The 15,631-nt window shown below is 64.3% G+C and carries 9 protein-coding genes and 5 pseudogenes; 7 read left to right on the plus strand and 7 right to left on the minus strand.

All coding sequences use genetic code 11. The features are described from left to right. Nucleotides 1-282: 282 nt before the first annotated feature. Together ON20_RS10070 and ON20_RS10075 are read right to left on the minus strand one after the other, a co-directional pair. A pseudogene (locus ON20_RS10070) lies at nucleotides 283-644 on the minus strand (thiolase family protein); the annotation flags it as partial. Nucleotides 645-685: 41 nt separating this feature from the next. Then, nucleotides 686-1,825 carry an acyl-CoA dehydrogenase family protein gene (locus ON20_RS10075; RefSeq protein WP_040834873.1) on the minus strand — a complete coding sequence of 380 codons (1,140 nt, stop codon included), beginning with the start codon at nucleotides 1,823-1,825 and terminating at the stop codon, nucleotides 686-688. Between the two features lie 100 nt (nucleotides 1,826-1,925). Between ON20_RS10075 and ON20_RS10080 the strand changes: the two genes are divergently transcribed. Next, nucleotides 1,926-2,504, plus strand: a complete 579-nt coding sequence (locus ON20_RS10080; RefSeq protein WP_040834874.1) for a TetR/AcrR family transcriptional regulator — start codon at nucleotides 1,926-1,928, stop codon at nucleotides 2,502-2,504. Between the two features lie 263 nt (nucleotides 2,505-2,767). Here ON20_RS10080 and ON20_RS10085 read toward each other — a convergent pair whose 3' ends face one another. After that, nucleotides 2,768-3,091 carry a hypothetical protein gene (locus tag ON20_RS10085; protein ID WP_040834875.1) on the minus strand — a complete coding sequence of 108 codons (324 nt, stop codon included), beginning with the start codon at nucleotides 3,089-3,091 and terminating at the stop codon, nucleotides 2,768-2,770. 676 nt (nucleotides 3,092-3,767) lie between these two features. Beyond that, a pseudogene (locus ON20_RS38675) lies at nucleotides 3,768-4,456 on the minus strand (IS5 family transposase); the annotation flags it as partial. A 671-nt stretch (nucleotides 4,457-5,127) separates the two neighbouring features. Between ON20_RS38675 and ON20_RS10100 the strand changes: the two are divergent. The 6 genes and pseudogenes from ON20_RS10100 (at nucleotide 5,128) to ON20_RS10115 (ending at nucleotide 12,087) form a co-directional block, all read left to right on the plus strand. Continuing rightward, the gene (locus ON20_RS10100) at nucleotides 5,128-7,665 is read left to right on the plus strand and encodes an ATP-binding protein (protein ID WP_040834876.1); all 2,538 of its coding nucleotides are present in this window, start codon (nucleotides 5,128-5,130) and stop codon (nucleotides 7,663-7,665) included. A 284-nt stretch (nucleotides 7,666-7,949) separates the two neighbouring features. After that, a pseudogene (locus ON20_RS34250) lies at nucleotides 7,950-8,223 on the plus strand (transposase); the annotation flags it as partial. 558 nt (nucleotides 8,224-8,781) lie between these two features. Beyond that, nucleotides 8,782-9,705 carry a crotonase/enoyl-CoA hydratase family protein gene (locus ON20_RS10105; protein WP_040834877.1) on the plus strand — a complete coding sequence of 308 codons (924 nt, stop codon included), beginning with the start codon at nucleotides 8,782-8,784 and terminating at the stop codon, nucleotides 9,703-9,705. 26 nt (nucleotides 9,706-9,731) lie between these two features. Further along, a pseudogene (locus ON20_RS39825) lies at nucleotides 9,732-10,271 on the plus strand (AMP-binding protein); the annotation flags it as partial. Nucleotides 10,272-10,317: 46 nt separating this feature from the next. Next, nucleotides 10,318-11,310, plus strand: coding sequence for a class I adenylate-forming enzyme family protein (locus ON20_RS39830; RefSeq protein ID WP_281032861.1), 993 nt, complete (start codon nucleotides 10,318-10,320; stop codon nucleotides 11,308-11,310). A gap of 186 nt (nucleotides 11,311-11,496) precedes the next feature. Then, the gene (locus tag ON20_RS10115; protein ID WP_040834878.1) at nucleotides 11,497-12,087 is read left to right on the plus strand and encodes a TetR/AcrR family transcriptional regulator; all 591 of its coding nucleotides are present in this window, start codon (nucleotides 11,497-11,499) and stop codon (nucleotides 12,085-12,087) included. A gap of 234 nt (nucleotides 12,088-12,321) precedes the next feature. Here the strand turns inward: ON20_RS10115 and ON20_RS10120 are convergent, their stop codons facing one another. The 3 genes and pseudogenes from ON20_RS10120 to ON20_RS10130 all read right to left on the minus strand — a co-directional run bounded on the left by ON20_RS10120 (nucleotide 12,322) and on the right by ON20_RS10130 (nucleotide 15,631). After that, nucleotides 12,322-13,089 carry a MerR family transcriptional regulator gene (locus tag ON20_RS10120; protein ID WP_040834881.1) on the minus strand — a complete coding sequence of 256 codons (768 nt, stop codon included), beginning with the start codon at nucleotides 13,087-13,089 and terminating at the stop codon, nucleotides 12,322-12,324. Between the two features lie 105 nt (nucleotides 13,090-13,194). Next, a pseudogene (locus tag ON20_RS10125) lies at nucleotides 13,195-14,714 on the minus strand (flavin-containing monooxygenase). After that, on the minus strand, nucleotides 14,711-15,631 hold the full coding sequence (locus ON20_RS10130; RefSeq protein WP_040834883.1) for a ferritin family protein: 921 nt from the start codon (nucleotides 15,629-15,631) through the stop codon (nucleotides 14,711-14,713). Before ON20_RS10130 ends, ON20_RS10125 begins: the two are co-directional and overlap by 4 nt.

Below are 15,631 nucleotides of genomic sequence, written 5' to 3' on the forward strand. Positions count from 1 at the left end.
CCCCCGGGTGCAATCGTCGATGGCGGTGTACTGGTAGTAGCGCTTACGGCGGTGCGGTCCGGTGGTGATCGGCTCGATGAACTCGACGTCGATCTGCACGTGATGGCCCGGCCGCTGCTTCTCGTAGCGTTTCCACCGCTGCTTGTGACGTTTGTAGCGTTGCGAAGCCGGCAACCGATTCATACCCGGCCGCTTCAAGCGATGAACGCCGGATTCCACCCTGCGCCAACTCGAGTGTTTTGTCGCCGTTGCGGGCCACGAGGTGATCGCCCATGCGGCGGGCGGTGGCGTTGCCCAGCCGGATGCTCCGCCGGCGACAATCACTTCGAGGGCACCGGAGCGGACGAACCGATCGGCCAGGATGATCGCCTCGACGCCGGACAGGCACACCTTGTTGATGTTCAGCGCGGGCACCGACATCGCAATACCGGCCTTGGCCGCGGCCTGGCGGGCATCTGCCCCGACCCGGCGGTCAGGACCTGACCCATGATGACGTACCCGACGTCGGTTGGTGCGACACCGGCCTTGGCGAGAGCACCGTCGATGGCGATGGCGCCGAGCTCGGCTGCGGAAAAGCCGGCCGAGGCGCCCTGCAGGCGGCCGATCGGAGTGCGGGCGCCGGCAACGATCACGGAAGTGGACATGTTCGACCTCTCCAAGAACCGGGGAAGGGCGGGCGGCGGGATCAGCCGGCGAGGTGGCGGCCGATGACCAGACGCTGGATCTGGTTGGTGCCCTCGAAGATCTGGGTGATCTTGGCTTCACGCATATAGCGCTCGACCCGGAAGTCGCGGGTGTAGCCGTAGCCGCCGAGCACCTGCACAGCGTCGGTGGTGACCTTCATCGCGGCGTCGGTGGCGACCAGCTTGGCGACCGAGGCATTACGGGAGTACGGCAGCCCGGCGTCACGGCGACGGGCGGCATCGAGGTAGGTGGCGCGGGCCGAGTCGACGGCGGCGGCCATATCGGCCAGCAGGAATCCCAGCCCTTGATGGTCTATGATCCTGCGGCCGAACGCCGTCCGTTCCCGGGCATAGGCGACGGCCTCGTCGAGCGCGGCCTGCGCGAGCCCGACCGCGACCGCAGCGATACCCAACCGACCGGAATCCAGTGCGCTGAAAGCGATCTGCAGTCCCTGCCCCTCGACGCCTATCCGTCGTTCGGTGGGAACGAACGCATCGTCATAGTGTGCGGAAGTGGTCGGCACCGCGTGCAGCCCCATCTTCTGCTCCGGCCTGCCGAAACTCAGCCCCTCGGTGGCCTTCGGCACAAGGAAGCAGGAGATTCCTTTGGAGCCTTCCCCGGTGCGGGCGAACAGGTTGTAGAAGTCGGCGATACCGCCGTGGGTGATCCACGCTTTGGCGCCGTCGACCCGGTATCCGCCGTCGACCGCCGTGGCCTTGCACGCCAGCGCGGCGGCATCCGAGCCCGCCTGTGGTTCGGACAGGCTATAGGCGCCGATCGTGGTGCCGCTCAACATCTCCGGCAGCCATTGCTGCTTCTGCTCCTCGGTACCGAATGCCATCAACGGGTGACACGCCAGGCTGTGCACGCTCACCGCCACGGCCACCGCGGCCCAGCAGGCGGCGATCTCCTCCAATACCTGCAGATACACCTCGTACGGCTGTCCCCCGCCACCCCACTCCTGCGGGTACGGCAGGCTCAGCAACCCGGCCTCCCCGAGTGTGGCGAACACGCCCTCGGGATAGGTCTCGGCCTTCTCGTGCTCGTCCACGATCGGCGCCAAAACCTTATCGGCGATATCGCGGGTGAGCTGGATGAGATCCCGCGCCTCATCGGTGGGTAGGAGTCGGTCGACGGCCACAGGACCCTCCTCGGACAACACGGACAGCAGTACTCAATACTTGCTCAGAGTACTGTCAGCGTATAAGTACCGCAAGGAGCCCCACAGTACTATCGCGTGTATGGAGCAACGCTCGGCCTTCGCGACAGCCCGCCGCACCGAACTGTTCGACGCATTGGTCGACCTGTTCCTCGCCGAGGGCTTCGCGCATCTGACACTCGACGCCATCGCGGCCCGCCTGAAATGCTCCAAGTCCACCCTCTACACCCTCGCCGGCAGCAAGGAACAACTGGTCACCGCCGCGACCGTGCACTTCTTCAAACGTGCCACCGAAGCCGTCGAGGCCGAGGTCGACGCGGCCACGGAGCCTTGCGAGCGCATTACCGCATACCTCACCGCAGTCGGCGAAGCACTCGCGGTGGCCTCGGACCGGTTCATGGCCGACCTCGACGCGTTCACCCCCGCGCGCGAGGTCTATGAACGCAACACCCGCATCGCCGCCCGCCGCGTCCGAGAACTGATCACCGACGGTGTCGCCGACGGCGAATTCCGACGTGTCCACGCCGCTTTCGCCGCGGACCTGGCTGCCACCATGATGGTGCGCATCCAACAGGGCGGCGTGCGCGTGAGCACCGGACTCGACGACGCCGGCGCCTACCGCGAACTCGCCGCCATCCTCACCCACGGCATCAGCGCCTGACGCTGTCCAGCCGCTTCCCCGCAACCCGCTGCTCCCTTCGGGCTCGACGGGTTGCCCCTGCCCTGCCCCGCATCCTCCTGGCATGGAACCGGTCGCTACCAATGGCGTGCCAGAGGCGAGTTTCAGACAGCGACGCCGGTGGCCTCGATATCCAACCCGGCTCGCGGCACATGGCGTTCCGAGGCATCTCGACGCCGCGGGCACCTGCTGCGCCCGCCGATAAGGCAGACGACCGCAGTGCCGGGCAAGCGGTACGGCGGGGTTCAGGGCGCGACTTCGTGCACTGCGGTATCGGCTCGCACCTCGAGCACCGCCAGCAGCACCATCCGGCACACCGACATGTTCGACAAGTGTCCGGGCAGGGTTATCACCGCCTGCGCCGCAGTGCGCCGACATTCCTGGACGAGCTCGACAAACGCTGGAGGAAGCGTCCCGCTCTGGGGCGCCGGTTCACGGAACACCGCACCCAGCTCGTAGCCGAGTGACCTGGCTGCATCACGCAGCCTGTCCTCACTGGAGACGGAGTCGCGGTCACAAAGGACGTCGTCGCGCAGGTATCCGTAGGCAAGAGGATGTAGTGCAGTCATCGCATCAAGCAGCTTCCGATCGACCGGCCACGAGACACTGTCACTTCGTCGGCCGGATGGGGTCTGTCATCACAAGGCGGCATGCGCGCACCTGCTTGACGCCGACTCGACGTGAAGCCGAGCTCGGCGCTCGCCGAGCATCGTTGCTCATCCCTCGACATCACCCCGTTGTGCGCCGATAAGGATCGTTCGTCTTGCAGGTGAATACTCTCTTATAGACGGGAACCGGCACCGATATTCATCGACACTCTCGATCCTCATCGGATAGGCATCGAGCCCACATCGGTGAGAGACGGAATTTCCTGCCACACCCACCTACGTAGGAATGGCCGTTACCGTGGCAGCTGCTCCGACCTGCACAGACATGCCGACCAACTCACACACGGTCCCTTTTTGCGCCATCCCGAAATGGTCGGGATCAGGTCAGTGGGCCTGTTCACCGTCGATATCTTTGCGGTACAGTTGGCAAATCTGAGCCGATATCAGTTCAGTTAGCATGTCGCTCGGCTCTCGCCCCCATCCGACGAAGGGAGGTGGCAGCGCATCGACCGGCGGGTGGGGTGATCACCGTCGATGACCTCTCGGGAACCGCTACGGCGAAGTACAGGAACGCCGCGAACAGGTGGCCGTGGCATTCGTAGTGGATGGCCGGTCGTCGGCGGCCGGCGGGCCGGACGATGGCGCGGTCGATCCGCCGGCGGTGCCGCCCCAGGCGGGTGCAGCCGTCGATGCCGCGGCGGGCGATGCGGGCAACGGCGCGCCGGCAGCGCAGCCGGTGACGGTGACCATGGCAGTCGTAGCTCTTGTCGGCGTGTAGCCGCTCAGGTCGGCGGCGGCATGGCCCGCGTCGGGACCGGATCGACGGAATCGAAGCCATCAGCGGGCGCAGCATGCCGCTGTCGTGAATATCGGCACCGGTCACCTCGGTGACCAACGGGATTTGGGTTCGCGTCGGACAGGAGGTGGATCCTCGAGCCCGCCTTGCCCCGACCGACCGGGTTACGACCGGTCGGTGAGCCCCCTTTTCGCCCGCACGCTCGCCGAGTCCACGATCGCTGCCGACCAGTCCAGTTCCCCGCCGGCACCGAGCCGGTCCGAACTCCACGATGCAACCGGTCGAAGAACCCCCGCGGCGCCCACACAGTGAACCGACGATGCGCGGTCGACACGCTCATCCCGAACACCGGCGGCAACTGCCGACACACACCAGTTGCTCAGCACGAACACGATCGCGACCAACACCGCACGATCGTCGATCGGAGCGGTCCCACCACCCGCCGGCGCGCAGCGAACTTATTCGATCAGCGGTTCGGCGATGTTCCACAACGCATCCGGAACCGGACGACGAGCCAGAGCATCCCTCACCGAGCACGCAATACGACACAACCACTACCGTCCACGTGAGGCGACCTGCTATTCGCCGATCGGTGAACGCGGGTGCCCTCGGCAGAGCCTCGGTGATCGCTGCCGTATGCGGTGAGGCCCGTCGGTGTGGCCGAGGGGAACAGAGGCCGATCGTTCCGTTGACGAATGCCGGCCGGTGCAAGTGCGGATTTCTGGATACCAGTGGGCTTGTGAGTATCGTCCGTAACGCGGCCGTGCCACTGATCGCCCCCCGGACTCCGCCGGGTAGTTCTACCGATGTGACCGACCCATGCTCGCGCATCCGCGCGGATTCGCCGTGGATATCCGTTCCAGTAGGGTCCAGGACGATCGGTTCGGATGGCGCCTGCGCCTCAGGCCTCCAGCGGATCGGCATGCCGTTGCTCAGGCTTGCGCAGGCCTACCAGAGGTAGTCCATACCACATAGGAGGACGAATCGCATCGTGGGCGCGTAGGTAGTACTACCTATTTCAGCCGAACCGCCTTCCACGCGGGGAGATCGACAGATCGAATCTGTATGTTCGGTATGTGTAGGTATCTACGATACCGGTACCCTTTCGGTTATGGCGGCGAGAGCACGAACCGGCCGGCCCGTGGGGACGACTGACAGTTTCATTGGCCGAGCCAACGAGCTGGATCGAATGCTGGGTCTGATGCTGACATCGGCCCAGCTGATCACCTTGATCGGAGCCGGAGGGATAGGGAAAACGCAACTGGCCGCGGAAGCCGTGCGCCGTTATCACAAGGTCAAACCCGACCCGGTGTACTGGGTGCGCCTCGCGCATTTGCCCCAGGCGGCCGCTCGTGCCGCGATTATCGACGAGATCGTTCGGTCGGTGGCCGGTTCGGATGTTTCGGTTCGGTCGGCATGGGATTCGGCGATCGACGCGCTATCTCCCCCGAACGACACCGGACATACAACGCGTACCATGCTGGTGCTGGACAACTGTGAGCACGTGCTCGCCGGTGTGGGCGCCGTTATCGCCGATCTGTTGCAGGCGGTACCACGGTTGACAATCATCGCAACCAGCCGAACCGTGATCGGCTGGGGTGACGAATACGTGATCGAGGTACCGCCACTGCGGCCCCAAGACGCGTCGGAGCTTTTTCTACATCGTGCGCAAGCTCTCGGTCACCCACTTACCGACGACGCTCAACTGGCCACCGTGACTTCCATCTGCACTCACATGCAGTACAATCCCCTCTTCATTCGTCTGGCCGCCGCTCGACTGCGACGGCGACCGCTGAGGGGGATTCTCGAGGAGCTGAATCGCGCGGGCCATGACGACCGGCGCATGACGTGGAGCCACGGGCCCAGCACGGCCGGCGATGACAGGCATCACAGCATTGGCGATGTCATCGCGTGGTCCTATGAGCTCTGCAGCGAAAAGGAACGTCTCCTGTTCGAGAGGATGTCGGTGTTCGCCGCGGGTTACAGCGTCGACCCCGAGTACGGCAGCACCGCGGTGGGGGCAGAACTCGAGGCGATCGTCGCGGTATGCTCCGACACTCCGATCGCCGCAGAGGGCGTGATCCCTGTCCCGGAAGCTTCCACTACACGGCTGTCACGCGAAGAGATCCCGGAACTGCTGGATCAACTCGTCGATCGTTCTCTGGTCTCGGTGTATTTGAAGGGCGACTCCGCCCGGTACTCCTTGATGGAATGTCTGCAGGTATTCTCTCGGCAACAACTCGAAAGACATCACTCCACCACCGCCATTTCCGACAACACCGAGCTGCTGCGCCGACACCTGCGCTACTACCACGACAAACTGGAGCAGGCAGCGGTCGAGTGGGCAGGTCCTCGCGATCACGAGACCTTCGAATGGGTCCAAGCGGCATGGCCGAATATCATGACCGCAGTTCACACGAGCTTCGCCATCCCCGGTGAGGCGCTTCTGGGATTGGAGATCTGCACGGCGATTCACGCGTTCCCGCTTCCGATAGGCCACACCAGCTCTATGCGGGAAATCCGATCGTGGACCGAACGCGCGTTGGCGGCTTCGAGCGCGCTGCCGCAGTGCTCGCCTCACATGCAGGTCCGGGCCCGGGCGCTAGGGGTGTACATCCTGCTACGCCAGGGCAAGCCGGACGAGGCCGAGCACCTGCTCGGCGAATGCCTGGCCGCGTGTGGGCTTTCAAAGGTCGAGCAAGCCGCCGCTGGGCCGCGCCCCGCTCTTCCCGAAACGCTCGAATTCGCTTGGGGAATGGTTCTGTGGACAGTACATCGTGACGATCGCGCGGTGGGGTTGCTGATCAGCGCACAAGCCAAGGCACTGGCAAACGGTGCGCGCGGTTTTGCCGCGATCTCCGGATCGGCTGCTGTGGGCGCCGCAGCCATGATGCTGGACTCACCACAGCGGGACGAGTTGGTCGACGATATGATCGCCAGTGCTCACCAGGACAGATCATCGTGGAGGGCCGTATGGGCGTATCTGATCAAAGCGCTTATCGCGGTCGAACACAACGATCCATCGGCGGCCCTGGATCTCATCCTCGAGGCGCAGAACCATCGACTCCCTTTCAGTGATCAGTTCGGGTGGATCGCCCTACTGCGGGCCTGGGTATTGGGCCAGATGGTAGCCGACGCCCCGAAAGACGCCGATCGAAGTCTTCTGACCAAGCAGGCGGCCCACACAGCGCACCTGTACGGAGCGCTCAGTACCCTGCGTGACAAAGTCGGTCTCGGAATACAGGTGCTGCCCCACTTCGACGAGCACAACAATCGAACCATCCACGCCGTGCGGGCGGTGCTGGGAGCCGAGACATTCGACGAGGCATACGCAGCCGGGCAGCGTATGCCACCTCGGTTGAGCGCATTACGAAAGCTCGTCGAGGTCGAGGGGTCACCCGACCTCCGTGAAACACGACAATCCGTCACGTCCACCCGGGCCGGCACGCCATGGTACGAGCTGTCACAAGCCGAACAGTCCGTGGCCATCCTGGCCTCCGCGGGAATAACCAATGCGACGATCGCCGCGCGACGAGGCACCTCCCCTCGCACTGTCGATGCACAGTTGGCCGCGGTGCTGCGGAAACTCATGATTACTTCACGACACGAAATCGAGAAATTTATTCCGGATAACCGTCTACCCGAACTGCGTGAGGAGTCCGAACGGTGGAACCGTGGCAACCGAAACCGGCGCCGGTCGAGGACCACGCCCGACTCCAACCGCAGAGGTACCACCTGATCACCAAACCAAAAGACCCTTCGAACAGATATTGGATCGAGGCCTTCCTCGAGAATAAAAATCGGAACACATAAAATCCACGGTGAGGCCGGCACTGTTCCCGATATGACTTATCGAGCGAAGATTGTTCACTGCCGGGCTACATACCAACGGGCCACGTTGAACGAGTCTGACATGAGCTTCATCGACCGCGATGACATTCATAATCGGCTGTCAAGGACAGGTCGCCGATATGACCGCGCCACGATCCTCTACGGCAGAGTCATCCGGACGAAACAACAACAGGCGCAAAGTACTGGCCGGAGGTGCTCACCGAGATCCGCAACCGCGGGGTGGCCGATGTGTGTATCGCCGTCTGCGACGGGTTGAAAGCCCTTCCCGAGGCAATCAACAGCGTGCGGCCGCAGACGATCGTGCAGTCACACATGATCCACCTGCTGCACAACATGTTCCGATACTCGCCACCAAGTGGGGGCGCAGTATCCGGCGATCGTGCGGTTGTGGCAGGACTTCTGGACCGAATTCACCCCCTTCCTCGACTACGATGTCGTGATCCGGGCAGGACGTAAGATCAACGATCTCATCGTCCTTCGCAGGGCAGCCGATCGACGCCGATAGCTTCCCTGCCAACCCCGCGTGACCAACACTCGGCCGTTCTCGTCCTCCCCAACACCGACCGCATCGCCACGCTTCGTGTTGCGGCCATAGCACAGGAACTCGGCATCGCCGCCCTCTTCGGCCGATGAGTCGACACCCACAGTCACCGCCCCGAATGCTGGACCCCCCACGACCTCACCGCGGCCGCTGACATCACCCGACCCGGGTATGCGCCGCCGCCAACCTCGCCGACAAAGCGCAGGCGGACCACTCTCCATGGTCACCAGCGTTCCATGGCCCCAATCTCATAACGGATCTCATCGAACCGTCGACTTGCCGGAAGGCAGCGGTTCGTGACAGATCAGCGTGGCCCGAAACTACGGGGTCAGGCCACGGCAGCCGCCGAAGCCGACCCGAGTCCGTCCAGGCGGACTTCGAGCACATCGGATAGCTGTCATTGACAGTCCGAACGGACTGTGAAATTGTGCTCCGCGCCACCACCGCACGATTGGGGTACACATGACCTTCACGGGAACCACGGTCGACTACGAAGTGCGTGAGCACCGCGCCTACCTCACATTGAACCGCCCGGACAGGCTGAACGCGATCACCGCCGAGATGGCTCGCGAGATCGGCGGCGCTGTCGCCGCGGCGAACGCCGACGACTCCGTGCGTGTCATTGTGGTGCAGGGAGCAGGACGGGCGTTCTGCGCGGGCTACGATCTGAAGCGGTATGCAGAGGGCGGCGAGGACCATCAGGGTCCGGTGTGGGATCCGATCAAGGACTTTCGGGCGATGAAGGCCAACACCGACCACTTCTTCTCGCTCTGGCGCTCGGCCAAGCCGACGATTGCGAAGGTCCATGGGTATGCCGTTGCCGGCGGAAGCGATATCGCGCTCTCGTGCGACCTGGTCGTGATGGCCGAGGACGCCAAGATCGGATACATGCCCGCACGCGTGTGGGGTTGCCCGACGACCGCGATGTGGGTCTATCGCCTCGGCGCCGAGCGGGCCAAACGCATGTTGCTCACCGGCGACACCATCGACGGCATCCGAGCCAAGGAATGGGGACTGGTCATCGATGCCGTTCCGACGGGGGAACTCGACGCGGCCGTCGAGAAGCTCGCCGAGCGTATGGTCGGCGTCCCGATCAACCAACTGGTCATGCAGAAGATGATGATCAACCAGGCCTACGACAACATGGGTCTGCAGAGCACCCAGAACCTCGCCATCCTCTTCGACGGCATCACCCGTCACTCGCCGGAAGGCCGCTGGTTCGTCGACTTCGCGCAGGAGCACGGCTTCGGCGCTGCGGTCCAGTGGCGCGACACCGGCCGCTTCATTCCCGATGGCGGCGGCGACATCCCGACCGAAGACGAGATCGCCGAGATGCAACGCGAACTCGACGAGAAGGGGGCCACGGAGAAGGACATGGGCCGATGAGGGCACTCACCGAATCCTTGTGGCCGATGGACACCAGCCGACCGGTCCTCGACATCACCGTGGGCCAATTATTACAGCAGGCTGCTGCCGAGGCATCGGACAAACTCGCCGTCGTGTCGGTCGCTCCAGAACGCGAAGCCCGTACCTGGACGTACCAGGAACTGCTGGACGATGCCGAACATGCGGCCGCATGGCTGCTCGACCGTTTTCGGCCCGGCGAACATGTCGCGGTGTGGGCGCCGAATATCCCCGAGTGGCTCGTGCTCCAGTACGGAGCCGCCCTCGGCGGGCTCGTGCTCGTGACCGCCAATCCCGCACTGCGTGGGCCCGAGCTCGAATACGCCCTCGACAAGTCGCACGCGGCCGGGGTCTTCTTCGTCGACAGCTTCCGCGGCACCGATATGGCCGCACTGGCCCGGGCCGCGCTTCCCGCAGTACCTGCGGTGCGCGAGGCCGTCGCCTTCCAGGGGTGGCTCGACGAGGTGCGCCGCACCGACAAACGGACCGAGTTGCCGGTGGTCGATCCCCGGGCAGCCACCCAGATCCAGTTCACCTCCGGCACCACCGGCCGCGCGAAAGCGGCGCTACTCGAGCACAGGGCCATGGTCACCAATGCGGCCTTCGTGCGCGACCGCTGCGGCGCGGACCCGGGGGGCCACGTTCGCCACCGCCCTGCCCCTGTTCCATACCGCAGGCTGCGGATTGGCCGGGATGGGGTCGGTTTACCAACGGGCCACGCTCGTGGTCGCGGAGGTCTTCGATCCCACGACGATGCTGACCGCGATCCAGGATTACCGTGCCGAGATCTTCGGTGGCGTACCCGCGATGTTGCACGCCCTGCTCGCACATCCCGACCTGGCCGGCTTCGACCTCAACGCACTGAAGGTGGTGATGTCCGGGGGGGATACCGTACCGCCCGCGCTGGTCGACGGCTGGGCGAAGGCCTGCGGCGCCGCGACCAGCGCGGTATACGGCCAGACCGAACTCGGTCCGGTCGTATGCCAAACGCGTCCGACGGACAGCCGCGACGACAACCTGTACACCGCGGGCCGGCCCCTCCCCCAGGTCGAGGTGTCCGTTCTCGACCCCTATACCGGTGCGGTCCAACCCATCGGGGTCGAGGGCGAGATCTGCGCGCGTGGATATCAACGGATGATCGGCTATCTCGACATGCCGACCGAGACCTCGCAGACCATCGATGCCGATGGCCGGCTACATACCGGCGATCTGGGGACGATGGACGCGCGCGGGTATGTGAGAGTCACCGGACGTCTCAAGGACGTGATCATCCGCGGTGGAGAGAACATCTATCCGCGGGAGATCGAGGAAGCCTTGGCCGCGCATCCCGCCGTCACCGACGCGGTCGTACTCGGCCTGCCCGACCCGAGGTGGGGCGAGAGCGTGGCTGCCGTTGTTCGGCCGGCTCCGACACGGCCGGCCCCTTCGTCGGAGGAACTGCACGACTATCTGCGGGAACGTCTCGCACCTCATATGACCCCCAAGTCCTGGTACATCGCCGACGACCTCCCGGTGAACGCCATGGGCAAGCTTCAGAAATTTCGGCTACGCGACCAGATCACCACCGGTGAGCTCAGGCCGCTGTGAACCACAGGCCACAGCGAATCGAAGGAGATCCATTCGCACCCGATCTCAGCGGCACTGCCGCCCTCGTCGCCGGAGCGGGGCGCGGCAACGGTTTCGCGGTCACCAACACCTTGTGCGCAGTGGCGCACGGGTCTGCCTCACCGAACGCGCAGGCGAGCCGGATTCCGATGTCAACAGGGCGAGGGCGTGAGCGGCCTGACGCGTAAAGAACAACACGCGAAAACCCACGAGGCACTCCTCGACGCCACGATCCGATGCTTGGTGACCCATGGCTACACAGGCACGACGACGCAAAGGATCCAGGACGAGGCAGGGGTGTCCCGAGGCGCGCTACTGCACCACTTCGGCTCGAAATCGGAGTTGCTCGTCGCCGCAATCCACCACATCGCCGAGCTGCGTCTGCAAAATTTCAGCGAACTCGTCGCAGACCTCGGCGATGGACCTGACGCCCTGGAGCACATGGTGCGAGCGATCCGTTCAGCGATGACAGGGCCCGCCTTCCAAGCTGCCATCGAGCTGTGGGCCGCCTCCCGCACCGACCCGCAACTGCGCGCCGCATTGCTGCCGGCAGAAAGACGGCTGGGCTCCGCACTCCGTGCGCTTTTCAACCAGCATGCGGGCATCCGTGATCCCGTAGCAGCTCGGACGGCTTTCGAGTCCCTGATGGCACTGGTCCGTGGGCTCGAGCTGACCCGCATCATGCGAACCGATCAAGCGCCGGCCGAGCGGGTCATCGACGATTGGCTCGACCACGTTGCTCGGCTGCGCACGTTGTGACAGGCTTCGCTTCTTCTTCGAGACAGGCGTGCGCGGGGAGCGCACGCATCCACCGCGTGGTGGGGACCGTCGTCGGAGACCGCTACACCTGTGGTAATCGCCGGTGGTGCTGACCGGTATGGCGCCCAGGACCGCGACGTCGATGTGGCCATCGCGGATCACCCCGACCGAAACTGCCGAGAACGCCAAGGCTCTGGCCGGAAGCGAGGCGGTCACGCCGGTGGGCATGCGCCGCTAGCGTTCGACCCGATACCGGCTCGCGGCGGTGGCGAGGTAGTCGCCCAATTGTTCTGCCAGCGTTCGGTCGAGCGCTTGGGCGAGGCTGTCGTGGACGGCACGGACGCCGAGTTCGCGCAGGTGGTTGAGCATGGCGGCGGTCTCGGAGATTTCGCGGTCGGAGTCGGGTAGCCGGCCTGGGCCGTGCTTGTCCACCAGCTGGTCCTTGGCGGCGGTGATCATGAGGCCCGCAATATCGTCGACTCGCTTGATCATTCCCGCATACAGCTCGGCGAGCCCGGCCAGGCCGAATCCGTAGCCATGTAGCTCGGCGAAGATCTCCAGTAGGTCCGGCCGGGTGAGTTCGACGATGTCCTCGTGCAGCACCACCAGGCCCAGTTCCGCGAGCCGAGCGAGCTGGGCGTTGTCCACGGGGCGATCCTCGGACTCGCCGAGGAAGGTGTCGACCAATTCGCGGGGCACCTGCAGGCGTTCCCGAGGAGTGCCCCAACTGGCGGTGACGGCCTGCTGCAGGCCGAGGACCTCGGTGAGGTCTTTACCGGTTTCCCAACTGGTGATGAAGTCTGCGATATGGGCGGTCGTGAAGCCCCGCTGCAGCAACGCATCGATGATCTTCAACCGGGCCAAGTGCGTGTCGTCGTAGATGAGCGCGCGGCCGTTACGGCGGACGGGCGGCGGCAGCAGGCCTCGTTCCTGGTAGGCCCGCACATTGCGGGCGGTCGTGCCGGCAGCACGAGCGAGATCGTCGATTCGATACTCTGCCATCTGGCTACTCGCCCGCCCTTTCTCCCCGCCGATCATCGACAACACGTGGTGCCCCCTCCGGGTGCGCAACGGCACCGCGGGGTGGCCCCATCTCGCGCGTCGAGATTACCCGAGCGTAACGGCAGCTCGGATACCGGCTCTCGACACCTCCGAGCGGCGGGGCGTGAGGATGTAGTCGTCGAGGTCGACCCTCGCCAATTGGCGTGCGTACTGTGTTCCGAACCCGGGGTACATGGTGGCGTTGAACCCGTCCTCGGTCAGGTACCAGCTGCGGCACCCGGAATTCCATGTGGTGGCCGCCAACCGCTGCTGCAGTTTCTCGTTGTAGCGGTCCTGCCGGTCGTGACGCACCTCGAAGGTGTGCAGATCTCGTTCGAGGATGACACCGATCGCGTCGGCGAGGTACTCGATCTGGGATTCCATGTACACCAATGCCGAATTGTGCCCGGGTTCGGAGTTCGGTCCGAATGTCAGGAACAAGTTGGGGTAACCGGCAACGGTCACGCTTTTGAATGCATACGCTCCACCACTCCACTCCTCGGCAAGTGCACGTCCACCTCGACCGGTGATCGGAACCGGCGAGCACGCCTTCGACACGTCGAAGCCGGTGGCGAAGACAATGCAGTCGAAGCGATGCTCGATACCTTCGGCCGTACGAATACCCCGGGGCGAGATCCGCGCGATCGGCCAGGTGATCAGTGTGCAATTCTCACGCTGCAGGGCGGGGTAGTAGTCGCTGCTCATCAACAGTCGTTTACAACCCGCCCGGAATTCGGGGGTCAGCCGGCGGCGCAGCCACGGGTCACCGACCTGGCTGCGCAGATGCAGCAGCGCCACCGCTTCGACCACCCGGGTCAGCGGCGAATTCCAGACCACGCCGAGCGCAACCGATTCGTGCCCCCAGAACCACGCCTCGCGGGCCAGCGACTGGGCCGCCGGCAGCTGCCGGTAGAGCCATTTGGTGATGGCGTTGGTGCGCCGGTTGACCCGCGGCAGCACCCATGCGGGTGTGCGTTGGAACACCTTCACCGATTCGGCCCGGCGCACGAGTTCCGGGATGATCTGGACCGCGCTGGCCCCGTACCGACCACGGCTACCTTTTTGCCGGTGAAGTCGTAGTCGTGATCCCAGCGGGCACTGTGCATCGTATGCCCCTCGTAGGTGTCGAGCCCCGGAATGTCCGGGAATCCGGCATTGGACAGCGGTCCGGAGGCGAGCACTACAGTACGAGCCCGTACCTTTCGGCGGCGGCCGGTGAAGGTGATGTCCCACAGACCGGCTTCCTCGTCGAATACCAGGCCGGCGACAGTGTGGTCGAATCTGATCCGCGGGCGGATACCGGCCTCGTCGACCATCGACTCGATATAGGCGAGAATCTCCGCGCTGCCGGAGTAGGTGTGCGACCAGTCCGGGTTCGGTGCGAAACTGTAGGAGTACAGCCGCGACGGAATATCGCAGGCCGCACCGGGATAGGTGTTATCGCGCCAGGTGCCTCCGATCCGGCTGTCGCGTTCGAAGATCGCGAAGTCGGTGATGCCTTTCTGCCGCAACCGAATGGCGGCGCCGATACCGGCGAAGCCCGCACCGATGATGGCCACACCCAGTGGCTCGATGGCCGCGCTCATGCGACCGGCTCGTAGGTCAGTTCCTTCGACCACGTGGGTTGTGGCCGCAGGAGGCGTTGCGGGTAGCGTGCGGTCAGCTTGACCATCGCGTCGGCGAACAGGTGGTACGGGTGTTCGCGGTTGATCACCCAGTCGCTGTGCATCTTGACGATCCGGTACATCGGAACCCGATTGGCGATCGGTGTGCGTTCACCGACGGCCTTGAAACGCCGCATCGCGGAGTAGAGCTTCTCCTCGTCCACTCCCATGGCGACGATATTGTCACGCATCTTGTTCAGCAGCGGTATGTAGCTGAGCACGCCGACGATAAACGATGGCTTGGCCCAGCCCCCTACCAACTCGATGATCAACTTGCGCATCGTTGCGTGACCCAGGAGCTCCATCACCGCGTAATCGGTGGCCAGATGGCGGGATTCGTCGGCATTGATCTTCTTGAAGACCTCCTGCGCGACCGGATCCTTGATCTCGTCGGTGACGAACTTGATCAGCGCACCGTCCAGCGCGACCTCGAGCATCGGAATGACGGTGCCGAGAAACGACAGCGACATATCGTCGGCGTGCTTATCGAGGAATTCGATTACCAGCTTGACGTTGACGTTCGGCTCGGGGATCTCGTCACCGTCGAGCATGCCCCATCGTCGCATCAGTGCCAGTTCGGCATTGGCGTGCCGTTGTTCCTCGGCGTGGAAGTAGCGGTAGATCTCCTTCAAGGTCTGCGTCGGCGCCTTCGTGGCCATGGCGGCGAATCCGCGGGCACCGACGTTCTCGATCCACATCAGATCGGCCATGAAGGGTTTGAGCTTGGCGTGCAGGTCGGGATCGATCAGCTCGGCACCTGGGGCATCCCACTCGATATCGGCCAATGCCCACTGGCGGACCTTGATCTTGGCGAGCATATCGTCGAATTCGAATGCCAT

The sequence above is a fragment of the Nocardia brevicatena NBRC 12119 genome, from assembly GCF_000308495.1.
In the GTDB taxonomy this organism is placed as follows: Bacteria; Actinomycetota; Actinomycetes; order Mycobacteriales; family Mycobacteriaceae; genus Nocardia; species Nocardia brevicatena.

What these genes read in the sequence shown, in the direction of transcription:
- ON20_RS10085 (WP_040834875.1), bottom strand. Translation starts at nt 3,091, where the DNA reads ATGACTGCACTACATCCTCTTGCCTACGGATACCTGCGCGACGACGTC.
- ON20_RS39830 (WP_281032861.1), top strand. Translation starts at nt 10,318, where the DNA reads ATGCGGCCTTCGTGCGCGACCGCTGCGGCGCGGACCCGGGGGGCCACG.
- ON20_RS10105 (WP_040834877.1), top strand. Translation starts at nt 8,782, where the DNA reads ATGACCTTCACGGGAACCACGGTCGACTACGAAGTGCGTGAGCACCGC.
- ON20_RS10120 (WP_040834881.1), bottom strand. Translation starts at nt 13,089, where the DNA reads ATGGCAGAGTATCGAATCGACGATCTCGCTCGTGCTGCCGGCACGACC.
- ON20_RS10100 (WP_040834876.1), top strand. Translation starts at nt 5,128, where the DNA reads ATGCTGACATCGGCCCAGCTGATCACCTTGATCGGAGCCGGAGGGATA.
- ON20_RS10080 (WP_040834874.1), top strand. Translation starts at nt 1,926, where the DNA reads ATGGAGCAACGCTCGGCCTTCGCGACAGCCCGCCGCACCGAACTGTTC.
- ON20_RS10130 (WP_040834883.1), bottom strand. Translation starts at nt 15,631, where the DNA reads ATGGCATTCGAATTCGACGATATGCTCGCCAAGATCAAGGTCCGCCAG.